Raw genomic sequence first — 23,842 nt, forward strand, 5'->3', positions numbered from 1 at the left:
GGCCACCCGCTCCGCCGGCTCCGTCAGCGCAGGAGCTTCAGCGGGACCGCCTTCGCCATCGCTTCCGCGCCCGCGTCGTTCGGGTGGAGGTGGTCGCCGCTGTCGTAGCGGGCCAGGAGGCGCTGCGGGTCGGCCGGGTCGCGCAGGGCCCGGTCGAAGTCGATGACCCCGTCGTACGCACCGCTCGTCCTCAGCCAGTGGTTGAAGGCCGCGCGGGCGGCCTCGTTGGCCGGGGAGTAGAAGCCGAGCGTGTCGCCCTTGAACGGCAGGATCGTGCCGCCGTACGCCTTCAGCCCGCGTTCATGGGCCCGGGCGATCAGCCGGCGGTGGGCGTCGATCAGATCGGCTGCCGAGACCCGCTCGGACTCCGGGGCCACCGTGCCGGGATGACCGAGGTCGTTCACACCGAGGAGCACGATGAGGTGGCCCGCTCCCGGCTGGGCGGCGACGTCGCGGTCGAAGCGGCGCAGCGCGGCCTGGCCGAAGTACGCCGCGAAGTTCTCCGCGTCCGATCCGGCGGGCGGATTCGGGTCGTGCAGCAGGCGGTTGCCGCTGATTCCCTCGTTGAGCACGCCCCGTGCGTACGGCCCGTAGGCGGTGCGCAGGCGCTGGGCCAGGAAGTCCGGCCAGCGGTGGTCGGCGCCCGGCTCGGTGTTCGCGCCGTCCGTGATGGAGTCGCCGAGGGTCACGACCGCCGACGGCTCCTGCGCCCGGCCCGTGCTCACGCTGACACCGGTCAGGAAGTACCAGCGGTCGTTCGTGGACGCCGCGTCGAGGTCGGTGCTCCGGGTGACGTTGCCGGACGCGACGTAGTTCTGCCGGAGGGCGAACGCGTGGAGCGTCGCGCCCGCCGTGCGTTCGGGCAGATGGATGCTCACCACGAGGTCGGATCCCGCGGGCACCCGCAGGGCGACCGGGTCGCTGAGGAGAGGTGCGCCCGCCGGGATCGTCACCGAGGCACGGCCGCCGAAGGTGAGCGGGCGGTCGGTGCGCGGGTCGATGCGCGAGGCCGGTCCGCCGGCGGCGGCGCGGGCGATCCGGGCCTCGCCGATGACCAGCGGCTCCTGGCCGAACTCGTTCGACAGCCGGATGCGTACCCGGTCGCCGCCGATGCTGACCCGCACGGTCTGGCGCAGGGTCTCGTTCTCGAACGCGGTGGTGTCCGAGGCCGGGGTCCCGGTGGGCGCCGTCGCCCAGGTTCCCGTCCAGGACGGGACGGTGGGCGAGGGCCGGTGGCCGGCGGCTTCGGGCGCCGGGCGGCTGGCGGCGGCGGTCGGCTGGACCGTGGCCAGCAGCAGGGCTCCGGCCAGCAGGGCCACGAACCGGCCGCCGGCCCGGGGCATCCGCAGCCGTACGAGGTGCTTTCTCATGCGGGTCTCCTGAGGAGGGAAGGCGGGAGGGGACTTATGCGCGCCGGGCCGGGCGCTCGAAGCGCCAGCCCTGCGACCTGAGGTCCGGCACGATGCGGTCGACGGCCGCCACTGTCTGGCCGCGGTCGCCTCCGCCGTCGTGCAGCAGGACCACCGCGCCGGGTGTGATTCCCTGCGTGATGCGGCGGACCAGTTCGTCGGTGCCCGGCGGCTCCCAGTCACCGACCGCCAGCCGCCAGCCCAGCGGCTGCATCCCCAGGCCGTGCGCCACGTCCGGACTCTTGCCCCAACTTCCGTACGGCGCGCGGAAGTAAGGAATCCGTACGCCGGGCACGGCCCGGCGGATCTCGGCGTTGGTCCGCTCCAGGTCGGCCCGGATCCGCTCCGGAGTCCAGGAGGCCAGGTCCTCGTGGCGCATGGTGTGGTTGCACAGCGTGTGGCCGCCCGCCACGATCGCGCGCACCAGCTCCGGGTGCTCCTTGACGTGGTCGCCCCAGAGGCAGAACACCGCCTTGATGTGCTGCTTGCGCAGCACCTTCAGCAGCTGCGGGGTGTCGGTGGGGTTCGGCCCGTCGTCGAAGGTCAGGGCGAGCGTCCTGCCTCCGTGCCGGGTGGAGTCGACGATGCCGGTGCCGGTCCGGCCGGCCTGATCGGCCCGGGCGACGCCCGTTGCCGTCAGCACGCTCAGGCACAGCCCGCCGGACAGCAGCAGGGGCGCCGTACGGCGGGCCGGGCTCCGACGCCGACGGACGCGCCGCCCGTCGGCAGCCGTGGTGGTGCTGTCGCTGGTAGTCAATGCCGGCCCCAATTCCGTGTCCCGACGGCCCGGTCGGCCCGGGCCCGCGGGCCCGGGCGCTCCGTCCGTCGTGGCGAATGTTTCGGATGCGTGCACGATCGAGCGGGGAGAACGTAGAGAGCGGTCCGGGCCCCCGTCAAGAGGGCCACCACACTCATCCGTCATCGCGTCCTTGCAGCTCAGACACCCGTTCCGCGCGCTCTCCGACCGCGACAGCGGCCGAAAAGACGACGGAAAACGCCACCGTGTCGGGTGCAGGCCCCACTTCTCCCGACGTACGTCTGATGACCTGCGGCAACACACTGTGAGAGCGTCGCCTCACCACCCCCACGGGACTCGTCCGGGACCGGAGGAGAGACATGCGTTCGCCGCACACTTTCGATCCCGAACTGGCCGCCGCGCTCGTGATGATGCCCGAGGTCGACATCAGCGATCTGGCGTCCGCCCGGGCCGCCCAGGCCCGCCAACTGGCTTCCGCAACCGGCGCGTCGGACACCGCCGGGGTCGAGGTGGGTGAGCTCCGCGTCCCCGGTCCGCCCGGCGCCCCGCACGTGCGGCTGCGCGTCTACCGGCCGCGGCGCCGGACCCGGGCGGCGGCGGATCCGCTGCCGGTCGTCTACGGCATCCACGGCGGCGGCTTCGTCCTGGGATCACCGGACGTCGACCACGACTGGAACCTGCTGCTCTGCCGGGAGTTGGAGGTGCTCGTCGCCTCCGTCGACTACCGCCTCGCACCCGAGCACCCCTTCCCCGCCGCCCTGGAGGACTGCTACGCGGGGCTGTGCGCGCTGGCGGACGGGGCCGGCGCCCTGGGCATCAGGGCCGACCGCATCGCCCTGTGGGGAGACAGCGCCGGAGCGGGTCTCGCCGCCGGGCTGACCCTGCTCTGCCGGGACCGCGGCGGCCCCGAGGCCTGCTTCCAGCACCTGTGCAGCCCGGCACTCGACGACCGGCTGGAGACCCCGAGCGCCCGGCTGTTCACCGACACACCCGTGTGGAACCGGCGCAACGCACGCCTCAGCTGGGAGGCCTATCTGGGGAAGGACGTACGGGCCACGGCCGCCGTCCCCGCATACGCCGCACCCGCACGCGCCACGGCCCGCGCCCTGACCGGGCTGCCGCCCGCGTACATCTCGGTGATGGAGTTCGATCCGCTGCGGGACGAGGGCATGGCCTACGCCCATGCCCTGACGGGCGCCCGGGTACCCACCAGGATCCGCATGCTCCCGGGGACCTTCCACGGAGCGTGGGCCGTGGAGCACGCCGCCGTCATCCGGGACGCCACCCGCGAGGCGGTCGACGTGCTGGGTACGGCACTCGGGCGCCGGTGACGTGATGAGGACGGGCCGCCGCCGTCAGTCCCCGGCATCCTCCGCCTCACCCGCGTCATCGGCCAGCCGCAATGCGTACAGCGCGAGTTGGGCACGGAACCGGTCCTGCGGATCGCGCAGGCTCCAGCCGAACTCCTTCTCCACGCGTGCCAGCCGCGCCGCCACCGAGCTGTGGTGCAGGTGGAGTTCGGCCGCCGCCTGCCGCAGCGTGCCCGTGCGGCAGAACGCGGCCAGCGCCGCCAGGAGACCGCCGCCCTGCCCCGCCGCCCCTTCGCCCCGCTCACCGCGGGCCAGCCGGCCCAGCCGCCGCACGTCCTCCTGGGCCCGCAGCCGCCCCGCCGGGATGTCCGCCAGGAGGGCGACGGGACCGAGCTCGCCGTGGTCGGCCACCGCGTCCTGCGGGGTGTCCGCCACCGCGAAGCGCAGGGCCGCCCGCGCCTGCGCCCAGGAGGTCCGGGCATCCAGCGGATCCGTGGCACCGCCGACGCCCACCCGGACCCCGGACCCGGGCCGCCTCGCCGCACCCCGCTCCCGGTCACGCGCCCTCAGCGCCTCCCGCAACTCCGCCGCCACCCCGGCCTCCGCCTCCGCCCCGCCCGCGCGCTGCACCAGCACCGCGCCCAGCGCACCGACCCGGGCCACCCGGGCCGTGCCCCGCAACGCCCCGCGCCCCAGCAGCGCCACCGCCTCCATCCCGGCGTCCGCGCCAGGCCGCCCGGCCACCGCGGCCACCCGCAGCTCCGCCTCCGGTTCCAGTCCCAGCAGCCGCAGCGCGCGGACCCGGTCCGGGGCGTCCTCCCGGCCGGACAGCACCAGTTCGACCAGGGCGGGATCGGCCGCGCGGAGCACCTGGGGCTGCCGGGGCCGGCCGGTCAGCACCCTCGCGGTGATGGCCATCCACTCCAGGACGAGCTCGTCGAACGGGCCCTGGGCGCCCGCCCGTTCGAGCCACACGCTTCCCGCCGGCTCCAGAGCCGTCCGCCCCGAGACATGGACCGGCGCTCCCGTCAGGGCGGCTCCGTCGGGGCCGGACCGTGCCGTGCGGCCGTCGGGAAGTTCGAGCCCCGCCGGGCACCCGGCCAGACCCGCCGTCGAACGCGTCAGGGCCACCGGGTCCGGGGCGCCGCCGAGCAGCGCCTCGAAGTGGGCGATCACGCGTACGGCGGTGGCGGCGTCCGCGTCCAGCGCCGACAGCCGCAGCAGCAGTCCCTTCACAGCAGGCAGTCTAGAAAGGGCAGGGACATGACCAATAGATCCATGACCGGAAGATCCGGCACCGCGCGGTCCGCGCACGCGCCGGTGTCCGGGAGGCGATCGGTGAGAGCACTGCTCACCGCGCTCCTCGCGGGCATCCTTCCCCTCTTGTCCGCGCTTCTCCTCGCCGTCGCGCCTCCCGCGTCCGCGGCCACGCTGACGGAGGTGACGGGCTTCGGCAGCAACCCCAGCAACCTGCGCATGCACCTGTACGTACCGGACGGTGTCCGGGAGCGGCCGGCCGTTCTCGTGGCGGTCCACTACTGCACGGGGTCGGGTCCGGCCTTCTACTCCGGTACGGAGTTCGCCTCGCTCGCCGACCGGTACGGATTCATCGTGGTCTACCCGTCGGCGACCCGGAGCGGCAACTGCTTCGACGTCTCCTCGCCGCAGGCGCTCAGGCGTGACGGCGGCAGCGACCCGGTCGGCATCAGGTCCATGGTGGGCTACGTCCAGCAGCGCTACGGCTCCGATCCCGGCCGGGTCTTCGTCACCGGCGCCTCCTCGGGCGCCATGATGACCAACGTCCTGCTGGGCGACTACCCGGACGTGTTCAAGGCGGGCGCCGCCTTCATGGGCGTACCGCACTCGTGCTTCGCCACGACCGACGGATCGGAGTGGAACAGCGCCTGTGCCAACGGGACCGTCGACCGGACCCCGCAGCAGTGGGGCGACCTGGTCCGGGCCGCTTACCCCGGTTACAGCGGTGCCCGGCCCCGGATGCAGGTCTGGCACGGCACGGAGGACAGCACGCTGCGGTACCCGAACCTCAACGAAGAGATCGACCAGTGGACCGATGTCCTGGGCGTGAGCCGGACACCCGCGTCGACCGACAGCCCGCAGTCCGGCTGGACCCGCACGCGCTACGGCAGCACCGGAGACCAGGCCCCGGTGGAGGCGATCAGCGTCCAGGGCGTCGGCCACAGCCTGCCGACCGCCGGCATGGCGGCCCGGGCGGTCACCTTCTTCGGCCTCGACGCCACCACGCCGACGGACCCGGACCCCGGCACCGACCCCACACCGGGCAGCTGCCGCGTGGGATACACCGTCAGCGCCTGGAACACCGGACTGACGGCGACGATCACCCTCACCAACACCGGCACCACGGCCCTCACCGGCTGGTCGCTCGCCTTCACCCTTCCGGCGGGCCAGACCATCACGTCCGGCTGGGGCGCGAACTACAGCCCGTCCGCCGGTGCGGTGACCGCCACGGGTCTCACGTACAACGCGACGCTCGCTCCCGGGGCCTCCGCGCAGACCGGCTTCCAGGCGAGCCACTCGGGCGACACCGGGAAGCCGTCCGCGTTCACCGTCGGCGGGGCGGCCTGCGGCACGGGCTGACCGGGCGCACCCGTACCGGGGGGCCGTCCGCTGCGGCGCGGGCCCCCGGTACGGATCCTCAGCTCCTGGCGAGGGCCCGGCCGAGCAGAGGCAGCAGGCGGTCCCAGTGATGCCGCAGGGCGCCCGCGTCGAAGGCATCGGTGTCGGACATGGTGAAACCGTGGACGGAGCCGGGGTAGATCTCCGAGGTGGAGACCACGCCCGCCTCGTCCAGCGCCCGGTTGAGCCCGACGAGTTCGTCGGGCGTCACGTCGCTCGCGGCGTGGCCGAAATGGACCTCGGCGGTCAGCTTCGCCATGCTGTCCGTCCCGTCGGCACTCACGGGCGCGTGGAATGCGGCGAGCGCGGCCACCCGGCCGGGGTGGGCCACGGCGGTGCGCGTCGCCACGAGACCCCCGATGCAGTAACCGGTCACCGCGACCGGCCCCGCGTCGGCCTCGGGCCGGCCGGCGAGAAAGCCGAGGTAGGCGTCGGCGTCGCTCAGGGTGCGTTCCGCGGTGTGCGCCTCGATCAGGGGCATCAGCTGGGCGAAGACCGCGGGCCGCTCCTCCGCTCCGATGTGCTCGGGCAGTTCGATCACCGGTGTCGGGCCGTTCCGGTAGAAGATGTTGGGGACGAGGACGTAGTAGCCGTGTCCGGCCAGTTCGCAGGCCATGTCCCGCAGTACCGGCCGGATGCCGAAGCCGTCTGGGTACATCAGCACCCCCGGGTGCCGTTCCCCGTCGTCGGGGAACGCCGCGAAGGCGTCGGCCAGGCCGTCGGCGGTGGGAATGTGGAGCGTCTCGGTGCGCATGGTCTTCTCCTGTGGTGGTTGACGAGTCGATGCCGGTCAGCACGACAGGAGGCGGAGCACGCGCGGCGGCACGGGGCCCGCGGCCGGACGACGGGCCGCGACCGGCCCGCACGGGCCTCAGGGGCCGGCCGGGTCGCCGATCCGTGTGTGGCGCGAGGCCGTCCCGGTAGTCATCGCCGCACAACGTAACGGTTGTCGCCCTCCCCGGTCCACCGTGCTGTCCGGCGCTGTTCCGTCGCGCGGGCAGGGCGCGGACCGCACGTACCCCGCATCCGCCTCGCAGCGGTCAACGCCCCTGCAGCAGACCCTCCTTCATCGCCACGACCACCGCCCGCGTGCGGTCGTTGACGTCGAGCTTGGCGAAGATCCGCAGCAGATGGGTCTTCACCGTGGCCTCGCCGATGAACAGCCTGCGGCCGATCTCCACGTTCGACAGCCCGTCCGCGACCGCCCGGAGCACCTCGGACTCGCGGGCGGTCAGGGTCACGGGTACGGGCCGGCGCATCCTGGCCACCAGGCGCTGCGCCACCCGCGGGGCCAGGACCGTCTCGCCCCGGGACGCCGAGTGGATCGCTTCGACCAGCTGCTCACGGGTGGCGTCCTTGAGCAGGTAGCCGGTGGCACCCGCCTCGACGCCCCGCTCGATGTCCGCGTCGGTGTCGTACGTGGTCAGGATCAGTACCCGGGTCGGGGCCTCGCCCGCGACGATCTCCAGGGTGGCGCCCACTCCGTCCAGGACCGGCATCCGCAGATCCAGCAGCGCCACATCCGGGCGGAGCCGCTCGACGATGCGGACCGCCTCGCGGCCGTCGCCCGCCTCGCCGACGATCTCGACGGTGGGTTCCGAGGAGAGCAGCGCGACGAGTCCGGCGCGCATCACCGTGTGGTCGTCGGCCAGGATGATCCGCAGCGGGGGCGGGGAGTCCGTGTCGGCTTTCATGTCACTCCTGACCGTCGGGGGCGAGCGGGATGCTGGCGAGGATGCGGGTGCCGTCGCCGAGCGAGCTGGTGACGTTGAGGCCGCCGCCGAACTCGGCGAGCCGTCTGCGCATGCCGTCCAGGCCGAAGCCGTGGGAGTCCTCGACGACGAACCCGCGGCCGTCGTCGGTGATCTCCAGCTCGACGGCGTCGCCTCCGCGGGACAGGACCACGCCGACCGTGGTCGCCGCGGCGTGCTTGCGGACGTTGGCCAGGGACTCCTGGGTGCAGCGCAGCAGGGCGATCCGGGTCGGCTGGTCGCAGTCGATGTCGGCGAGGTCCGCCGTCACGTCGAGTCCGGTGTCCTCGGTGAAGCGGTCCAGCGTGCGGCGGAGCGTGGCGGCGACCGACCCGGGGGCCACGCCGCTGCTGGGGGCGGCGCCGACCAGGACCCGGGCCTCGGCGAGGTTCTCCCGGGCCGTCTGCTCGATGGACTGGAGCTGCTGGGCGCTGCGGTCCACGTCCACGGCCAGCTGCGACCTGGCCGCCTCCGCGAGCACGATGATGGAGGCGAAGCCCTGGGCGAGGGTGTCGTGGATCTCCCGGGCGAGCCGTTCACGTTCCTCCGCCGCGCCCTGGCGCTGGTAGACCTCCGCCAGCTCCAGCTGTGTGCTCTTCAACTCGGCGCGCAGTGCGGCGCGTTCGTCGCGTTGTGCCAGCGCCCGGGGCGTCAGCAGTGTCATCACGACGGCCGCCGCCCAGACGCCGAGGGAGGAGATGGTGTTGCCGAGGAACGCGTCCGGCTGCCCGCCCTCGCGGAGGCTGCCGCCGAGGGTGATCGCGAGTGCGCCGAGGCCGCTGAACAGGATCGCGCCCCGGGGGCTGTCGGCGAAGACGATGAACTGTGTGAGCGTCACGGCGTAGAAGACCCCGAAGCCGTCTCCGAGGTACGAGAGCAGCCCCAGCACGACGACGAGGACACAGAGGTAGCCGTATCCGGCCGCCGGCCGCCCGGCCGGGCGGATACGCACCAGGCCGTAGCAGAGGGCGAGCACGGCCGTCAGCGCGAGGATCCCGAGTTTGCGGTCCGCCGGGGTGCCGCCCAGCATCGTGATCAGGGTGACCAGGGCGATCAGCCCCCAGGAGAGGACCTCCCACCCGTGAAGCACCCAGATCCAGACGGGATCGCCGCGCCGAGGCCGTTGAAGCATGCGCGTCAGCCTACGTGGGGGGCGACGGGCCGGTCGGCGGAGACCGGCGGAACGCAGGCGGGCTTGCGGCGTGACGGGCGAAGTGGGCGCCAGGCGCGCTCGCCGAGGAGCAGCAGGGCGGACGGCAGGATCATCATCCGGATGACCACGGCGTCCAGCAGGACCGCGACCGCCAGGCAGAAGCCCATCTGCTTCATCTCGGTGAGGTGCAGGAAGACGAAGGCCGCGAAGATCGTGACCATGACCAGCGCCGCGCTCGTCACCACCTTGGCCGAGCGGCCGATGCCGTCGAGCACCGCCTCGCGGGCCGTCATCCCGTGGTCCATGGCCTCCTTGATCCGGCTGACGACGAAGACCTGGTAGTCCATCGACAGGCCGAACAGGAGCACGAAGAGGAAGAGCGGGACCCTGGACGCGATCGCGCCGAGCGAGTCGAAGTCGAGCAGGCCCTCGGCCCAGGTGCCCTGGAAGACCAGGACGAGCGCGCCGAGCGCGGCGGCCGCGGAGAGCAGGTTCAGTACGACTCCGAGCAGGCCGACGATCACTGAGCGGAACACCACCGCGGTCGTGGCGAAGGTGAGCAGCAGAAGGAATCCGATCACGAGCGGCAGCTTGCTCCGCTCGTGGTGCACATAGTCCTGACCGCGGGCCACGTCACCGCTGACCGCCGTGTCCGCCTCCGCCAACTCGCCCACGGTCGACGGGATGTAGCGGTCGCGCAGGTGGCCGAGCGAGGCGATCGCCTCGTCGGAGGGCGCCGGGTGCGGCACCGCCAGTTCCAGCACGCTGGTCCGGCCGTCGGCGGACGTGCGCACCACGGGCTCGCCGGTGCGGGCGAAGAGCGGGTCCGCCTGGGCGGTCCGGCCGAGTTCGGTCAGGGCCTTCCTGACCTCGGGGGCCCGGTCCGGGGTGCTGCGGGTCACCACCTCGTGCTTGACCAGGAGTTCGGGGAACGCGGTGGTCAGCCGGTCGTAGACCTGCATGGCCGGGATGTCGCGGGAGAAGGTGTCCCGGCCGGGATCCACGAGCTTGAGGCCCAGCGCCGGCGCCGCCACGGCGAGCATGACCAGGACCGAGGCGCACAGGGTGATCGCGGGGTGGCGCCGCGCGGGGCGCATGAGGGCGCCGAAGATCCGGCCGTTCTCGGGCTTCGCCGTCTTCGTCACGACCGGCGCACCCCGCTTCGCCCGCCGGGCGGCCTTCTTCGCGGCGCGGCGCTCGGCGCGGTGGCCGAGCTTCACGAGCAGGGCGGGCAGCACGGTGAGCGAGCTGAGGACGGCCACGGCGACGACGAGGATGGTGCCGGTGGCCAGCGAGGAGAAGATGACGTCGGTGGCCAGGTAGAGGGTGGCGGTGCAGACGATCACGGCGAGGCCGGAGACAACGACGGCGCGGCCCGCGGTCGCCGCGGCGAGTTCCACGAGCGCCTCGGGGCTGAGCCGGCCGGCTGCACGGGACCGTTCCTCGCGTTCGCGCTTGAGGTAGAAGAGCGTGTAGTCGACGCCGACCGCGAGGCCCATGAGCAGGATCATGTTGGTCCCGACGCCGGGGTCGGGCATCAGGTGCGAGGCCAGCATGGCCAGGCCCATCGTCGCGGCGATCGAGGAGAGCGCCAGGAGCAGCGGCACACCGGCCATGACGACCGAGCCGAACACGATCAGCAGGATGACGAGCGTCACCGGCAGGGAGAGGCGCTCGGACAGTGCGAGGTCCTCGCCGCGCTGGTCGTTGACACCCTTGCTGATGGCGGGCGATCCGGTCTCCTCCACGATCAGGTCCGGGTGGGCGTCGGCCACCTGCGCGGTCCGGTCGAGGAGCGGGACGACGTTCTTCCTGCCGTCGAGTTCGGCACCCTTCATGACCACGGTCACGCGCAGGGCCGTGCCGTCCTTCGAGCGGACGGGCGGTGCCACGTCGGCCACCTCGGGCAGCGCGTCCATCCGGACGGTGAGGTCGCGGGCCGCGGCGGTGGCCCGTTCCGTGTCCAGGGGGCCGGACCGGGCGCGGATCAGGATGTGTTCGGTGGGCCGGCGCTGGAGGCCGCCGTCGGTGGCCATCGACTCGGCGTGGCCGGCCTCGCCGACCCAGAAGTCCTTCGTGGTGGCGGGGTTGTTGCCGGCTGCGATGCCCGCGCCGAGGCACAGCAGCACGAAGACGAACCAGCCGACGATCGCGCGCCACGGGTGCCGGGCGCTCCAACGGGCCATATGTACGGGTCGCGTTCTCATGCGTCCATGCTGGTTCGCGGGGCCCTTCGCCCGGCAGCCCCGGCCGGTGGAACCCGGGGTCCACCGACCGGTGGACACGGACCCGGGGGCCCGCCCCCGGGCGGCGTCGGAGGCAGGTCGCGCAGGAGGCCGAAGTGCGGTCAGAGACGGGCCGCCAGACGGGCCTTCGCCTCGGGCCACTCGTCGGCGAGCAGGGAGAAGTAGACGGTGTCGCGCCAGGTGCCGTCCGGGCGGCGGCGGTGGCGCCGCAGCACCCCTTCGCGACGGGCGCCGAGCCGGGCGATCGCCTCCTGGGAGCGGAGGTTGAGGTGGTCGGTCTTCAACTGGACACGTCCCATGCCCAGTTCGTCGAAGGCATGGCCGATCAGGAGCAGCTTCGTCTCGGTGTTGACCGCCGAGCGCCAGTGGGCGCGGCCGTACCACGTCGAGCCGATCTCCAGGCGTTCGTGGGCCGTGTCGATGTCCATGTACGCGGTCCAGCCGATCGCCCGGCCGCTCGCGCGGTGGATGACGGCGAACGGGACGTACGCCGCGTTCGCGAGCAGCGCCGTGAGCTTCTCGCCGAGCTCCTGAGAGGTGTGCGGGGTCGGTCCGCCCTGCCAGCGCCAGACCTCGTCCTCACCGCCGCCGGCGGCGAAGAGGTCGTCGAGGTGGTCCGGGGCGAGCGGTTCGACGCGGACGTGGCGGCCGGTCAGGGTCACGGGAAGCGGGGTCGTGGCAGGCATGACGGCATGCTAGCCCATTTCGAACTAGGCATAAACGAATTATGCACTAGTACGAATCGCCACGGTGGCTTCCCCCTCTCCGTGTGTCCGTCCCCCGGACGGCTCTCAGTGAGCGGCCTCCGCGTCCGCCGTGCCCGTCCGGGCCTGGCGCAGCGCCGCCGCCGCGGCCCGGATCGCGGGCAGTTTCGCGTACAGCGCCTCGCCGGGACAGTTGGTCTGGTAGGCGTCGCGGTGGCCCGAGATGACGTGCAGCACGGCCGCCTCGCCCTTCGCGTACCTGCTCGCGTCGTTCGTGGAGACCAGCCGCACCATGCCCTGCGGATCGGCTCCGGGCCGCAGCTTCCACGCGGCCACCTCGGCGAGCGCCCTGATGATGGCCTTCGGGACCTCGGCCCCGCGCCCGTAGTTGCCCAGCACCGCTATGCCCACGCTGTCGGCGTTGAAGCCCGTGGTGTGCGCCCCGCGGACCTGGCGGGTGATGCCGCCGGCCCGGCCCTCGTAGATCGTGCCGCACCGGTCGACGAGGAAGTTGTAGCCGATGTCGTCCCAGCCGTTGCCCTTGATGTGGGACTCCTCGACCGCCCGCAGCATGCGCGGCACATCGGCGCAGTCGTAGGTGTTGGACTCCCCCGTGTGATGGATGAAGACCGCCCGCACGGCGCCCGTGTAGACCGCGTGCTCCCGCACCATGCCCTCGTCCGCGTGCCAGCCCGCCCGGGTGACGATCGGCGGCTGCGGCACACCGGGCGCCCGCTCGTGCGCCTGGGCCTGCGGTGGGGGCGGCGCGAAGCGCACCGGGGCGTCCCGCAGCACCAGAAGGGTGAGCGGGAGGACCGCGGCGGCCGGCCAGAGTCGCTGACGGAGCCACATGGGACCACCCTGCGGCCTCTGTGCCCGGCGCGCAGATGCGGTGGCCGATCGGGTGAAACCGCAGGTCCGGACGGCGCGCCGCACAGACCGTCCGGCACCGTCGGACGCCACGCCCCCCAAGGGCCGCCCCCGCACGCCCGCCCGCCGCCTCCGTCACCGCCCGACGCCGCGCCCCGTGAGCCGCCTCAGCAGCCCCCGTCGCGCGGCAGCCGGTACGCCGAGTCCAGGCGGTACGTCCCGGCCTCCGGCACGGTCAGCCTCGTCCACTCGCCGTCCTGCCGCAGGCACCCCCCGTGGGCGCCGTCCACGCCGCGCACCCGCAGCCACGGCGAATGGGCGAGGCGGACGGTCACCGAGCCCGCCTCGGGCATCCGCACCACCAGCTCGGCGTCGTCGCCGCGCACGACCCGGGCCGGGGCCTCCACCAGCGGGCGCGCGCCCCGCACCCGGTAGATCGTCCACCCGTCGTCCCGCCACACCCGCTTCAGCCAGGGCTGCCCGGCCCTGACCAGTGCCGCCTCGGCCTCGGCGGGCCCGTCGGGCTGCCCGTGGTGCAGCACCACGTAGCCCACGGCCCACCGGTCCAGCCAGGCCCGGTAGGCGTCGGGGGACAGCGCCCCGTCGTAGAAGAGCCGCCCGCGTTCGACGTCGAGCTGGCGGTTCCAGCCGCGCGCCATGTTCACGTGCGGGGCGAGCACCGTCGCCTCCCGGTGGTTGCGGGCCGGAACGACCTCGACCCGGCCGAGGCCGGCGCCCAGGCGGTCCAGTTCGCGGGTCACCCCTTCGGTCCGCGACGCCCAGGACGGCACCTCGGTGGACACCCGGAGGTCGTCCACGGTCTTGTCGGCCAGCCAGTTGGCGGACAGCACGAGGGCCACCGCCACCATGGCGGTCCGCGCCCACGCCTTCTCCCCGACGAGGGCGAGGAGCGCCATGAACAGCACGGGCACGGCGACGAGACCGAGCAGCCGCTCCACGTTCGTACCGATCGGCGAGGCGATGAGGTAGGTGAGGAGGACACCGGCGGCGTACACCACGGCCCCGTACCGCAGCAGCCGCCACTCCCGCCGCACCGGCGCCGCGACCGCGAGGACGGCGCAGACGACGACCGGCATCCACAACCGGTTGGCGTGCATGGGCTGTTCGCCCTCGAACGGGAACAGCACCGTGGTCGCGCCCAGGACGACGAAGAACGGCACCATCAGCACCGCGCCCTTGCGCCACTGCCGGTCCAGCAGGTACGCCGCGCCCGCCACCACGAGGAACAGCCCCGCCACCGGACTGGCCATCGTCGCCAGCGCTCCGGCCACCGCGGCGGTCACCGAACGGTGCGCGTACAGGCAGGCGACGAGCCCGACGGCGACCCCGAGCGCGAAGGTCGTACGCCCCGAAGCGACGTTGCACCACAGGGCGAGCGCCGCCAGGACCGCCGGAAGGACGGCGTGCGGCACGCCCCTGCGCGCGAAGAGGAGGGCCATGAACCACGTACCCGCGAGCCCGGCGGCCACGGACACCGTGCGCACGCCGAAGAAGGCCATCACATACGAGGAGAAGACGCTGTAGTTGGCCGTGTGCATCCCCCCGTACCAGGAGAGGTTGTACGCCGCGCCCGGGTGGCGGGCGGTGAACCCCGACCAGGCGAACTGCGCGGCGAGGTCACCGCCGCCGGTGGCCAGGAAGGCCGCCCACACGCCGTAGAGCGGAAGGACGACGGCGACGGCGACGACCGGCACCCGGTGCCGGTGCCACCACGACCTACGGCCCGCCGGCTCCCGGACCCCCCGTGCCCCGTCCCGCTGCCGGGGAATGCGGCCCCGGTCGACGTCCCCTGCCGCTGCTGTCCGCAACTCCCCGTTGACATACACCCGGGCAACCCTAAGGGCTGTGCTCCCCGCGGCACACGGGCGATATCCTGAGGAGAGCGGGGACCGGTGACGGTCGCCGCGCGGCGGTGGGGCCCGCCGTACCCGAACCGCGGCAGGTGCCGCCAACGGTCCCTACTTGCGTACGTGCGAGCCCGTGTCCGGCGCGGGCGCCCCGGCAGGTAGGAGACGTGTGCCCAGGAACACGACCACGAAGAAGAAGCCCCATCCGCAGGCCGCCGTCGTCGCGGTCGTCGCGCTCGGCGGGGCGGCGGGCGCGTCCGCCCGCTACGGGGCCGGGCTCCTGTGGCCCACGGCGACGGACGGGTTCCCGTGGACGACGCTCGTGGTGAACGTCCTGGGCTGCGCGGTGATCGGTGTGTTCATGGTCGTGATCAGCGAGGCGTGGACGCCCCACCGCCTGGTCCGGCCGTTCTTCGGCACCGGGGTACTGGGCGGCTTCACCACCTTCTCCACCTACGCCGTGGACATCGAGCGCCTCGTCGACGGCGGCCGGGCCCGTACCGGTTTCGTCTATCTGGCGCTGACCCTGCTCGCGGCCCTCGCGGCCGTGTGCGCAGCGGTGTGGCTGACGCGCCGCGCTCTCACGTGGAGGCAGGCATGACCACCCCGGACACCACCCCGGGCCTGCGGCTGACCGTCCTGGTCGGCGAGTCGGACACCTGGCACCACCGCCCGGTCTGTACGGAGATCGTGCACCGGGCACACGCGGCGGGGCTCGCGGGCGCCAGCGTGTTCCGGGGCATCGAGGGCTTCGGCGCCTCGTCGATGATCCACACCCAGCGGCTGCTGTCGCTCAGCGAGGACCTGCCGGTGGCGGTGGTGATCGTGGACACGGAGGAGAGGATCCGCGCGTTCCTGCCGCTCATCACCGAACTGACCGCAGGCCCGGTCACGCTGGACGCCTGCGAGATCGTCCGCTCCGCGCCGGACCCCGGGGAACGCCCGTGAGCTGGCTGCTGGTGATCATCGGTGCGGCCGTCGGCGCCCCGCTGCGGTATCTGACCGACCGGGCGGTGCAGGCCAGGCACGACACCGTCTTCCCGTGGGGCACCTTCACAGTGAACGTGAGCGGCTGCCTGGTGCTGGGCCTGCTGACCGGCGCGGCGGCGGCCGGCGCCGCCTCCTCGCACCTCCAGCTGCTGCTCGGGACGGGGCTCTGCGGAGCGCTGACCACGTACTCGACGTTCAGTTACGAGACCCTGCGGCTGGCCGAGGGCGGGGCGCGGCTCTACGCGGCGGCGAACGCGGTGGCGAGCGTGGTCGTGGGTCTCGGCGCGGCGTTCGCCGGCGTCGCGCTCGCCGAGGCGCTCTGGAGCTGACACCGCACACGCCGAGGCCCGGCCTCCCTCTCGGGGAGACCGGGCCTCGGCGTGTGACGGTGCGGGCTCAGGCGTCCTGGCCGGGCGTGCCCAGCGCGGCGGATGCCGCTTCCAGCGGGCTGAGCGCCACGGGCTCGGCGGGGGCCGGGACGGGCCGGCAGGTGAAACCGAGGCGCGAGAGCGCCCGGGTCACCTCACCGGCCGAGAAGTCGCGGCGGTCCTGCCGGGTGATGATCTCGCCCACCTGCTTGACGGGATACACACGACGACTGATGATCACCGATTCCCCGGTGACGGGTTCGGGCTTGATGCCCTTCATCGATTCCTCGACCTCGTTCTTGAACAGGTCGAACGGGAAGCGGGCGATGACGCAGCGCATAGTGCCTCAACGGGATCGGGGGACGGAACCGGGCGGGAACGCGGGTGCCGGTCAGGCGGCACGGTCGCCGGAGGAGCGGCGCGGTGCGCCACCGCCCCGCGGCTGGGAGGAGGACGACGAGGACGAGGAGCGGCGGGCCTGGGCCGGACGGCTGCGCCGGCCACGGGAGGACGAGCCGCCCCGCGGACGCTCGGACGGCGGCGAGGTAATGGTGACGGGGATGCCCGAGGGCGCCTGCGCACCGGTGATCCGGCTCAGCTCGGCCTCGCCGGAGCGGACCTCGGCGATCTGCGGGGTGATCCCCGCGTCGGCCATCAGACGCGTCATCTCGCGGCGCTGGTTGGGCAGCACCAGCGTGACGACGCTGCCGGACTCACCGGCCCGGGCGGTACGGCCGCCGCGGTGCAGGTAGTCCTTGTGGTCGCTCGGCGGGTCGACGTTGACGACCAGGTCGAGGTTGTCGACGTGGATGCCGCGGGCCGCGACGTTCGTGGCGACCAGCACCGTGACATGGCCGGTCTTGAACCGCGTCAGGGTCCGGGTGCGCTGCGGCTGGGACTTCCCGCCGTGCAGCGCGGCCGCCCGCACCCCGCTGCTGAGCAGGTGGTCGGTGAGCTTGTCCACGGCGTGCTTGGTGTCGAGGAACATGATCACCCGGCCGTCGCGGGCGGCGATCTCCGTCGTGGTGGCGTATTTGTCGGCGCCGCGGACGTAGAGCACGTGGTGCTCCATTGTCGTGACCGCACCGGCGGCCGGGTCGACCGAGTGGACGACCGGGTCGTGCAGGTAGCGGCGGACCAGCAGGTCGACGTTGCGGTCCAGGGTCGCCGAGAACAGCATCCGCTGGCCCTCCGGCTGCACCTGGTCGAGCAGCTCGGTGACCTGCGGCATGAAGCCCATGTCGGCCATCTGGTCGGCCTCGTCGAGCACGGTGATGGAGACCCGGTCCAGGGTGCAGTCGCCGCGCTCGATCAGGTCCTTGAGCCGGCCCGGCGTGGCGACGACGACCTCCGAGCCGCCGCGCAGCGCCGCGGACTGCCGGCCGATCGACATGCCGCCGACGACGGTGGCCATCCGCAGCTTCAGCGAGCGGGCGTACGGGGTGAGCGCGTCGGTGACCTGCTGGGCGAGCTCGCGGGTGGGCACGAGGACCAGGGCCAGCGGGCGGCGGGACTCGGCGCGCCGTCCCTCGATACGGGCCAGCAGCGCCAGACCGAAGGCGAGGGTCTTGCCGGAGCCGGTGCGGCCGCGGCCGAGCACGTCACGGCCGGCCAGCGAGTTGGGCAGCGTGGCCGCCTGGATCGGGAACGGCACGGTGACGCCCTCGTTGGCGAGCGCGGACAGCAGGGGCGCGGGCATGTCCAGGTCGGCGAAGGCCTCGACGGCGGGCAGTGCCGGGGTGATCGTCTTCGGCAGGGCGAACTCACCCTGCTTGGCGGCGGGGCGGCGGCCGTAACCACCACCGGAGCGCTGGGACGGAGCGCCGAAGCGGCCCTGCCCGCCGCCCTGCGAACGGAAACCGCCGCCACCCGAACGGGAGCCGCCGGAACCGGAGGCTCCACCGCCGCGGGTGGTACGGGAGAAACGGTCATTGGAGCGGGTTGTGCGATCGCGGTTCATTCAGAACCTTTCCTCGATATGGCGCGTATCGAGGAATTCATTGCGGCGACGAGCGGCACAAGAATCGCAAGAACGGGCCGTTGGCATACGTGAACGAAGCCCGGCAGCACGTCTTGAGCCGATACGGGCCCGGCAGAACCGGGTCCGGCGCTTCGCAATGACGGACGAACCGGCCCGGGGAAACGGGCCCGAAGGTCTCGTCACGGGGCTCCGGCGGACCGGTGGTCCGGGAGCCATGGCGGATCGTCCGCCGCAGGGTGAGGAGCGCGGGTCCTGTGCGCTTCCCCGGCGGCTCGTGGCGGTGGTACCGGCACGGCGTGCACGGGGGCGGACCCGGGAAAAGCAACGAGCTGGGGCCCGCACCCAAGGTGCGGGCCCCAGCTGTGGATGCTCACTCAGCGCGTCAGCGCCGGTGTCATCGGATTCACGCGGGGGTGATGTTCTCCGCCTGCGGGCCCTTCTGGCCCTGCGTGACGTCGAAGTTCACCTTCTGGCCCTCCTGCAGCTCACGGAAGCCGCTGGCGGCGATGTTCGAGTAGTGGGCGAAGACGTCAGCGCCGCCACCATCCTGCTCGATGAAGCCGAAGCCCTTTTCCGCGTTGAACCACTTGACGGTGCCAGTAGCCATGTTTATCTCCTTCTGGGGCAGAGCCCGGGGGCTGGCACTGTGCCAGTCCCGCGTCGCCGCGATGATTACCCCATCCGGATAATGAGCCGGAAAATACAAAAGCGCACCCACCGGCCCATTTAGCCGAGGAGAGCACTTGGAGTCTTTGGGAACCACAACTGCAACTGAGATCCACAGTAGCACAATGAATGCGGGCGGGCGCGGCAAGTAATTACACTCCGCCCGGCGCGCCATAAACCTTCACCGGGCATTGCGTAAAATTCTGTGCTTGCGGCTATAGATATTCGCCGCCGCGTGCTACGCGCCCCGGTCCGGCGCTCCACAGGGCAGGGCGGGCGGCGGTCGACGGGGCCGGACGGACAGGGCCGGCAGTCCGCTCAGGCCGTGTCGCGGCCCGGGGCGGGGCGGCGCAGCTCCTCGTTCAGCCGGAGCGCCTCTTCGAGCTGGTCCTCCAGGATCACGATGCGGCACGCGGCGTCGATCGGCGTTCCGCCGTCGACGAGCTCACGGGCCCGGGCGGCGATGCGCAGCTGGTAGCGGGAGTAACGCCGGTGGCCGCCCTCCGACCGCAGCGGCGTGATCAGCCGCGCCTCACCGATCGCGCGGAGGAATCCGGGCGTGGCGCCGATCATCTCGGCGGCGCGCCCCATGGTGTAGGCGGGGTAGTCGTCGTCATCGAGCCGGTCAGCGGCATGCGGTGGGGGTTCGGGGGGCATGTGCACCTGCCGCGTATCGCCGACTTCGTTGACCGAACGAGAAACTCTCATTGTGCGAGCCATCGTGTCTAGCATAGCCGCGACAGATTTCCCGGGCCGGACGGGGGAAATAACCTGATCCGGAACGGCCCCGGCTCCGGCCGGCCCGGCACCGGGCCCGCCGGTCCGGGCGCGGTCCGGGCGCGCCCCCGCACCAGCGCGGCGCGCCTCCCCGGGGAGGACGGACGGGATTCACCAAGAAGACTGACCGACCGGTCAGTTGATGACTGCCTGACCAGCGGCCATAATGCAGACGTAGCCCTTCACGCATCCCCCGTCGTGAAGGGCTACACCCATGTGCGCGCCGGGCCCTGCGGCAAGCGGCCGGGTTCACGCAGGAGTCTTCACGGGCAAGGGACTCCCCTCGTGGTCCCCTGCCCATGTTTTTTCGAGTTAACAGTGACGCAAAGTGTTTGCGCAAGCCCGTTCCGGGCGCCGGAGCGAGATGCTCCACTTCATCCCTTTCCGGTGTGCCACCAGGGATCCCGGGCCGTGGACACCGCGTCGAGGTTCGTTACAGTACGAGCCCGTTGACCGAATCGAGCACCGCGCGGAGCCGGACAGACGCCCGTGCGGCGGACGTGAACGTGGGGACCGGATGGACAACGGCGAAGAGCGCGCGCCGGAGCTGCGCACGCTGCGGCAGAAGGTCGAGTACATGGTCGAGAAGACCTTCCCCGGCCGCAAGATCTCGGGACGGGTCTTCGCCGACCTGGTCAAGGAGCGCGGCGGATCCCTCTCCCACAGCTACTTCTCCAACATCCTGGCCGGCAAGGTCACCCAGCCGTCCGAGGACATCCTCAAGGCGCTCGGGCTCGGCTTCGGCGTGGACTGGCGCTTCTTCAAGGAGGAGTCCGAGGTCGTCGACGATGTCGTCGCCGGGCTGCAGTTCCTGGCGAAGCGGCGTACCGGTGAGATCAGCGGGCTGGCCGGGCGCGGGCTGGACGAGGACGGACTGCCCCCGGAACTCCTGCAGTTCGCGCTCTCCCTGCTGAAGGACGCACAGGACCGCCAGCCACCGGCCGGCGGCGGACCACGGGGTCAGTGAGATGTCCATGCGCGCGCTGCGGAAGGAGTGCGAGGCCGGGCTGACCGGACTCCCGCTGCCCTCGCCCTTCACCGTCGAGGGGCTGGTGGCCAACATGGAGGCGGCCCGCGGCCGGACCATCGTGCTGCACGAGATGCCCGACCGGCTCGCCCGCGTCAACGCGGCCTGCGGGCTGCGGCTGAAGGCCGGCGGGACCAGCGTCGTGCTCTACCGCCGGCGCCCCACCGCGTACCAGACCCAGCACGTCATCCTGCACGAGTTGTGCCACGAGTGGTTCGACCACGGCACCTCGCTGGACGCGGAGCAACTGCGGCGGCTGCTGCCCGTCTTCGACACCTCCCTGATCGCCCGGGTCGTCGGTCCGGACGCGCTGAGCAGCCCGGACGCCGTGCAGGCCCGCGCCCAGTACGACACCCATGACGAACGCATGGCCGAATTGGGTGCCTCTCTCATCCCCCGCATGGCGAGGGACGTGACGAGCGATGACATGGTGGGACGGCTCGCCAACTCGCTCTCCCGCCCGGTCGCCCACCGCCGCCGGGGCCTGTTCCGCCGTACGTAGCACCGCGTTTCCCCGACCCCCGTCCCCCCACCACAAGGAATTCCGCCGTGACCCCGCTCGACGTCGCCGGCTATCTGATAGCCGGCCTGATGACAGCCGTCGCCGTGTGGCGCATGCCGGCCGCCCTGTGGGGCGACGAGGAGGACCGGCGCCGCCGGGCGCTGTGGGGCTGCTACGCCGGATTCGCCGCCGCCCTGTGGACCAAGACCCGGGCCGTGCGCATCGGGCTCAACGACAGCCCGGTCACCGACCTCTCGGTGCTGATCAAGCACTACACGGCGACGGTCGCGATCCTGGCCATCCTCAGCTACATCGTCGCGATCTACGGCCAGTACGCCGACGCCGGGGCCGTCCCGCGCCACGTGCGGTTCGCGCGGCTGATCCAGCAGGTCGCGGCGAAGGCCTCCGTCGCCACGCTCGTCCTGCTCACGGTGCTGTTCTTCACCGTCGTCGACCGGTCCACGCCGTCGGACCGCTTCGTCGCCGACCACGCGGGGCAGTGGGGGGCGACGCTCTACATGAGCGTGTTCTACCTCTACCTCGGTGCCGCCTCCGCCGTCTGCGCCTACCAGTGGGCGCTCGCCACGGCGAGCGCCCAGCGGCGCCATCTGCGGGTGGGCCTGGGGATGATGACGTTCGCCATGTTCATCGGCGTCGGCTACACCGTCAGCCGGACACTGTTCCTCTGGGTCAGCGTCGCCGACCGGCCCGGCGAGGCCTTCGCGCTGCGCTTCGACGAGGTCACCGAGGCCTCGCAGGTGGTGCTGTTCGCCTTCTTCGCGATCGGTGCCTCCATTCCCGCGTTCGCCAACGTCCGCCGCCGGGCGACGCTCTGGCGCGCCCAGGTGAAGCTGCACGCCCTCTGGTACGAGCTGATGACGGCCTTCCCCGACCAGCCCTTCGACCCCCCGGCCCCGCTGCTGCGCGAGCTGACCCGCTTCGGCACCCCGGCCGACCTGCGGATCGACCGGTGGGCCGCGGACATCGCCGACGCGGTCGAGAAGCTGCGCCACTACGTGCCCGACACGCTGCTGCCCGCCGCCGAGGCCGCCGCCGCGGACGGCGGTGCCGGCCGGGAGCGGACCGGGCCGCTCGCCGACGCCTACTGGATCAAGGCAGCGCTCGCGGCCCGGAGCGCCGGTGCGCCGGCGGGCGCCGCGGCCGCCGTCGGCACCCAGCACGCCACCGACCAGGACGGCGAGGTCGCCTGGCTGGTCCGGGTGGCGGCGGCGTACCGCACGGTCACGCCGGAGCGGGCCCGGCAGGTCCTCGTAGCGTCCGCAGCGGTCCAGGAGCAGGAGCAGCAGGCATGAGCACGAGCACCACCCACGGGAGCGGCACGTCCACCGCGCGCACCGTGACCGACGTCTTCCAGCCCCGCAACGTCCTGCTGGCCGGCATGCTCGCCATCGGGCTGGCGGCGGCGGGCCACTGGACGGGGCTGCTGTGGGGGTTCCTCGGAGCCCTGTGCGCCGGGCTCGTCCCGGCCGGCTACATCGAGTGGGAGCGCGGGCGCGGCACCTGGGGCGACCGCCATGTCGTCGACCGGACCAAGCGGGCCCCGATCTTCCTCGTCATCCTCGGCTCCATCGGCACCGGTTCGGCGGTCATGGTGCTGGGCGGCGCCCCCTCCGGCATCCTGACCGCGATGCTCGGTCTCTGGGTGATGACCGTCGTCCTGCTCGCCGTCAACACGGTGTGGAAGATCTCGGTGGACGCCTCGGTCGCCTCGGCCGCGGTCGCGCTGCTCGCCTCGGTGCACTCGCCGTGGTGGCTGTTCGGGTACCTCATGACGGCGGCCGTGTGCTGGTCACGGGTGGCGCTCGGCTACCACACGGTGGGCCAGGTGACGGCCGGGACGGCGCTGGGCGCGGCGACGGCGGGCGCGTTCCTGTTCGTCTGAGCCGGGCCCGGCGTCGTTGAACGTGCCGCGCGCGGGGTCCATGGTGGTGCCGTGCCGACATTCGAGATCACCACAGCAAGCGCGGACGACATCAGGATGATGGCGGACTGGGCCCATGCCGAGGGCTGGAACCCCGGGCTGACCGACGGTCAGGCGTTCTTCGCCGCCGACCCGTGCGGCTTCCTGATCGGCCGCCTCGACGGGGTGCCCGCATCCTGTGTCTCCGTGGTCCGCTACGGCTCCGGCTTCGGCTTCCTGGGCTTCTATCTGACCCGCCCGGACCTGCGGGGCCAGGGGTACGGGAGCCGGATCTGGGCCGCCGGGACGGACCGGCTGGCCGGGCGCAACACCGGCCTCGACGGAGTGGTCGAGCAGCAGCCCAACTACCGCAAGTCCGGCTTCAGTCCCGTCTGGACGAACCTGCGGTACGAAGGACTCGCGCCGCTCGGCGTCGAGCCGCCGCCCGGCGTCACGCTGGTGGACGCCCGCACGCTGCCCTTCGGCCAGGTCACCGCGTACGACCGCCGGTTCTTCCCGGCCGAGCGGGACGGCTTCCTCGCGGCCTGGACGACCACGCCCGGACGCACCGCGCTGGTCGCGCTGGAGGACGGCGAGGTACGGGGACTCGCCGTGCTGCGCGCCTGCCGTACGTCCTCGCGCATCGGCCCGCTGTACGCGGCGACGCCGGAGATCGCCCGGGCCCTGGTGAGCGCGCTCGCGGCCACCGATCCGTCCGCGCCCGTCGCCGTGGACGTACCCGATGTGAACCCGGCGGCGGTACGGCTGGCCGAGGAGCTGGGGCTCACCCCGTCGTTCGAGACGGCCCGCATGTACACCGGCCCGGCGCCGGATGTGGATCACGGCGGGCTGTTCGGCATCACCAGCCTCGAACTGGGATGAGCGCC

The 23,842-nt window shown here is 72.7% G+C and carries 24 protein-coding genes; 10 read left to right on the forward strand and 14 right to left on the reverse strand.

Annotated features, from left to right (window positions below):
* Positions 1–23 precede the first annotated feature (23 nt).
* Together ACIQMX_RS19015 and ACIQMX_RS19020 are read right to left on the reverse strand one after the other, a co-directional pair.
* Positions 24–1,370: an SGNH/GDSL hydrolase family protein gene (locus tag ACIQMX_RS19015; RefSeq protein WP_402479519.1), complete on the reverse strand. Its 1,347-nt coding sequence runs from the start codon at positions 1,368–1,370 to the stop codon at positions 24–26.
* 34 nt (positions 1,371–1,404) lie between these two features.
* Positions 1,405–2,166: a polysaccharide deacetylase family protein gene (locus ACIQMX_RS19020; RefSeq protein WP_402479522.1), complete on the reverse strand. Its 762-nt coding sequence runs from the start codon at positions 2,164–2,166 to the stop codon at positions 1,405–1,407.
* Positions 2,167–2,525: 359 nt separating this feature from the next.
* On the opposite strand from ACIQMX_RS19020, the gene ACIQMX_RS19025 reads away from it, so the two are divergent.
* Positions 2,526–3,497: an alpha/beta hydrolase gene (locus tag ACIQMX_RS19025; protein WP_402479525.1), complete on the forward strand. Its 972-nt coding sequence runs from the start codon at positions 2,526–2,528 to the stop codon at positions 3,495–3,497.
* Between the two features lie 24 nt (positions 3,498–3,521).
* Here the strand turns inward: ACIQMX_RS19025 and ACIQMX_RS19030 are convergent, their stop codons facing one another.
* Positions 3,522–4,712, reverse strand: a complete 1,191-nt coding sequence (locus ACIQMX_RS19030; protein WP_402479527.1) for a helix-turn-helix domain-containing protein — start codon at positions 4,710–4,712, stop codon at positions 3,522–3,524.
* A 111-nt stretch (positions 4,713–4,823) separates the two neighbouring features.
* On the opposite strand from ACIQMX_RS19030, the gene ACIQMX_RS19035 reads away from it, so the two are divergent.
* The gene (locus ACIQMX_RS19035; protein ID WP_402480135.1) at positions 4,824–6,092 is read left to right on the forward strand and encodes a PHB depolymerase family esterase; all 1,269 of its coding nucleotides are present in this window, start codon (positions 4,824–4,826) and stop codon (positions 6,090–6,092) included.
* A gap of 58 nt (positions 6,093–6,150) precedes the next feature.
* On the opposite strand, the gene ACIQMX_RS19040 is transcribed toward ACIQMX_RS19035, so the two are convergent.
* The 7 genes from ACIQMX_RS19040 to ACIQMX_RS19070 form a co-directional block, all read right to left on the reverse strand.
* Positions 6,151–6,885 (reverse strand): dienelactone hydrolase family protein, encoded by a 735-nt coding sequence (locus ACIQMX_RS19040; RefSeq protein WP_402479530.1) that lies wholly within the window; start codon positions 6,883–6,885, stop codon positions 6,151–6,153.
* 286 nt (positions 6,886–7,171) lie between these two features.
* On the reverse strand, positions 7,172–7,825 hold the full coding sequence (locus ACIQMX_RS19045; protein WP_402479533.1) for a response regulator: 654 nt from the start codon (positions 7,823–7,825) through the stop codon (positions 7,172–7,174).
* 1 nt (position 7,826) lies between these two features.
* Entirely contained in the window at positions 7,827–9,014 is a 1,188-nt protein-coding gene (locus tag ACIQMX_RS19050; RefSeq protein WP_402479536.1) for a sensor histidine kinase, read from the reverse strand.
* A 5-nt stretch (positions 9,015–9,019) separates the two neighbouring features.
* Positions 9,020–11,242 carry an MMPL family transporter gene (locus ACIQMX_RS19055; RefSeq protein ID WP_402479539.1) on the reverse strand — a complete coding sequence of 741 codons (2,223 nt, stop codon included), beginning with the start codon at positions 11,240–11,242 and terminating at the stop codon, positions 9,020–9,022.
* Positions 11,243–11,382: 140 nt separating this feature from the next.
* Positions 11,383–11,967, reverse strand: a complete 585-nt coding sequence (locus tag ACIQMX_RS19060; RefSeq protein WP_363068641.1) for a GNAT family protein — start codon at positions 11,965–11,967, stop codon at positions 11,383–11,385.
* A 105-nt stretch (positions 11,968–12,072) separates the two neighbouring features.
* On the reverse strand, positions 12,073–12,837 hold the full coding sequence (locus tag ACIQMX_RS19065) for a peptidoglycan recognition protein (RefSeq protein ID WP_402479543.1): 765 nt from the start codon (positions 12,835–12,837) through the stop codon (positions 12,073–12,075).
* Between the two features lie 185 nt (positions 12,838–13,022).
* Positions 13,023–14,570, reverse strand: coding sequence for a hypothetical protein (locus tag ACIQMX_RS19070; RefSeq protein WP_402479546.1), 1,548 nt, complete (start codon positions 14,568–14,570; stop codon positions 13,023–13,025).
* Between the two features lie 322 nt (positions 14,571–14,892).
* On the opposite strand from ACIQMX_RS19070, the gene crcB (ACIQMX_RS19075) reads away from it, so the two are divergent.
* From crcB (ACIQMX_RS19075) to crcB (ACIQMX_RS19085), 3 genes are read left to right on the forward strand one after another with little or no spacing between them, the layout of a single operon-like run.
* The gene (gene crcB / locus ACIQMX_RS19075; protein ID WP_402479548.1) at positions 14,893–15,324 is read left to right on the forward strand and encodes a fluoride efflux transporter CrcB; all 432 of its coding nucleotides are present in this window, start codon (positions 14,893–14,895) and stop codon (positions 15,322–15,324) included.
* Entirely contained in the window at positions 15,321–15,671 is a 351-nt protein-coding gene (locus tag ACIQMX_RS19080) for a DUF190 domain-containing protein (protein ID WP_402479551.1), read from the forward strand. Before crcB (ACIQMX_RS19075) ends, ACIQMX_RS19080 begins: the two co-directional genes overlap by 4 nt.
* Complete coding sequence (gene crcB, locus ACIQMX_RS19085) at positions 15,668–16,042, forward strand: fluoride efflux transporter CrcB (protein WP_402479553.1); 375 nt, start codon at positions 15,668–15,670, stop codon at positions 16,040–16,042. The genes ACIQMX_RS19080 and crcB (ACIQMX_RS19085) overlap by 4 nt, the downstream gene beginning before the upstream one ends.
* A gap of 67 nt (positions 16,043–16,109) precedes the next feature.
* On the opposite strand, the gene ACIQMX_RS19090 is transcribed toward crcB (ACIQMX_RS19085), so the two are convergent.
* From ACIQMX_RS19090 to ACIQMX_RS19105, 4 genes are all read right to left on the reverse strand, one after another.
* Positions 16,110–16,421: an SCO5918 family protein gene (locus tag ACIQMX_RS19090; protein ID WP_363068631.1), complete on the reverse strand. Its 312-nt coding sequence runs from the start codon at positions 16,419–16,421 to the stop codon at positions 16,110–16,112.
* A gap of 51 nt (positions 16,422–16,472) precedes the next feature.
* Positions 16,473–18,041: a DEAD/DEAH box helicase gene (locus ACIQMX_RS19095; RefSeq protein ID WP_402479556.1), complete on the reverse strand. Its 1,569-nt coding sequence runs from the start codon at positions 18,039–18,041 to the stop codon at positions 16,473–16,475.
* 424 nt (positions 18,042–18,465) lie between these two features.
* Positions 18,466–18,669, reverse strand: coding sequence for a cold-shock protein (locus tag ACIQMX_RS19100; protein WP_015609674.1), 204 nt, complete (start codon positions 18,667–18,669; stop codon positions 18,466–18,468).
* Positions 18,670–19,046: 377 nt separating this feature from the next.
* Entirely contained in the window at positions 19,047–19,385 is a 339-nt protein-coding gene (locus ACIQMX_RS19105) for a MerR family transcriptional regulator (RefSeq protein WP_363068627.1), read from the reverse strand.
* Between the two features lie 637 nt (positions 19,386–20,022).
* Here ACIQMX_RS19105 and ACIQMX_RS19110 point away from each other — a divergent pair.
* The 5 genes from ACIQMX_RS19110 to ACIQMX_RS19130 are packed head-to-tail and all read left to right on the forward strand — an operon-like array spanning position 20,023 to position 23,837.
* Positions 20,023–20,472, forward strand: a complete 450-nt coding sequence (locus ACIQMX_RS19110) for a hypothetical protein (RefSeq protein WP_363068625.1) — start codon at positions 20,023–20,025, stop codon at positions 20,470–20,472.
* 1 nt (position 20,473) lies between these two features.
* On the forward strand, positions 20,474–21,034 hold the full coding sequence (locus tag ACIQMX_RS19115; protein WP_363068623.1) for a toxin: 561 nt from the start codon (positions 20,474–20,476) through the stop codon (positions 21,032–21,034).
* Positions 21,035–21,081: 47 nt separating this feature from the next.
* Positions 21,082–22,347: an MAB_1171c family putative transporter gene (locus ACIQMX_RS19120; protein WP_402479562.1), complete on the forward strand. Its 1,266-nt coding sequence runs from the start codon at positions 21,082–21,084 to the stop codon at positions 22,345–22,347.
* A complete protein-coding gene (locus ACIQMX_RS19125; RefSeq protein WP_363068619.1) occupies positions 22,344–22,937 on the forward strand; it encodes a hypothetical protein in 594 nt (197 codons plus the stop codon). Before ACIQMX_RS19120 ends, ACIQMX_RS19125 begins: the two co-directional genes overlap by 4 nt.
* Positions 22,938–22,988: 51 nt before the next feature.
* Positions 22,989–23,837: a GNAT family N-acetyltransferase gene (locus tag ACIQMX_RS19130; protein WP_402479565.1), complete on the forward strand. Its 849-nt coding sequence runs from the start codon at positions 22,989–22,991 to the stop codon at positions 23,835–23,837.
* The last annotated feature ends 5 nt before the right edge of the window (positions 23,838–23,842 follow it).

Origin of the sequence: Streptomyces sp. NPDC091416, from assembly GCF_044756845.1 — a bacterium.
Lineage (GTDB): Bacteria > Actinomycetota > Actinomycetes > Streptomycetales > Streptomycetaceae > Streptomyces.

What these genes read in the sequence shown, in the direction of transcription:
- ACIQMX_RS19065 (WP_402479543.1), bottom strand. Translation starts at nt 12,837, where the DNA reads ATGTGGCTCCGTCAGCGACTCTGGCCGGCCGCCGCGGTCCTCCCGCTC.
- ACIQMX_RS19115 (WP_363068623.1), top strand. Translation starts at nt 20,474, where the DNA reads ATGTCCATGCGCGCGCTGCGGAAGGAGTGCGAGGCCGGGCTGACCGGA.
- ACIQMX_RS19040 (WP_402479530.1), bottom strand. Translation starts at nt 6,885, where the DNA reads ATGCGCACCGAGACGCTCCACATTCCCACCGCCGACGGCCTGGCCGAC.
- ACIQMX_RS19080 (WP_402479551.1), top strand. Translation starts at nt 15,321, where the DNA reads ATGACCACCCCGGACACCACCCCGGGCCTGCGGCTGACCGTCCTGGTC.
- ACIQMX_RS19050 (WP_402479536.1), bottom strand. Translation starts at nt 9,014, where the DNA reads ATGCTTCAACGGCCTCGGCGCGGCGATCCCGTCTGGATCTGGGTGCTT.
- ACIQMX_RS19045 (WP_402479533.1), bottom strand. Translation starts at nt 7,825, where the DNA reads ATGAAAGCCGACACGGACTCCCCGCCCCCGCTGCGGATCATCCTGGCC.
- ACIQMX_RS19125 (WP_363068619.1), top strand. Translation starts at nt 22,344, where the DNA reads ATGAGCACGAGCACCACCCACGGGAGCGGCACGTCCACCGCGCGCACC.
- ACIQMX_RS19100 (WP_015609674.1), bottom strand. Translation starts at nt 18,669, where the DNA reads ATGGCTACTGGCACCGTCAAGTGGTTCAACGCGGAAAAGGGCTTCGGC.
- ACIQMX_RS19055 (WP_402479539.1), bottom strand. Translation starts at nt 11,242, where the DNA reads ATGAGAACGCGACCCGTACATATGGCCCGTTGGAGCGCCCGGCACCCG.
- ACIQMX_RS19110 (WP_363068625.1), top strand. Translation starts at nt 20,023, where the DNA reads ATGGACAACGGCGAAGAGCGCGCGCCGGAGCTGCGCACGCTGCGGCAG.
- ACIQMX_RS19095 (WP_402479556.1), bottom strand. Translation starts at nt 18,041, where the DNA reads ATGAACCGCGATCGCACAACCCGCTCCAATGACCGTTTCTCCCGTACC.
- ACIQMX_RS19015 (WP_402479519.1), bottom strand. Translation starts at nt 1,370, where the DNA reads ATGAGAAAGCACCTCGTACGGCTGCGGATGCCCCGGGCCGGCGGCCGG.
- ACIQMX_RS19090 (WP_363068631.1), bottom strand. Translation starts at nt 16,421, where the DNA reads ATGCGCTGCGTCATCGCCCGCTTCCCGTTCGACCTGTTCAAGAACGAG.
- ACIQMX_RS19060 (WP_363068641.1), bottom strand. Translation starts at nt 11,967, where the DNA reads ATGCCTGCCACGACCCCGCTTCCCGTGACCCTGACCGGCCGCCACGTC.
- ACIQMX_RS19025 (WP_402479525.1), top strand. Translation starts at nt 2,526, where the DNA reads ATGCGTTCGCCGCACACTTTCGATCCCGAACTGGCCGCCGCGCTCGTG.
- ACIQMX_RS19105 (WP_363068627.1), bottom strand. Translation starts at nt 19,385, where the DNA reads ATGCCCCCCGAACCCCCACCGCATGCCGCTGACCGGCTCGATGACGAC.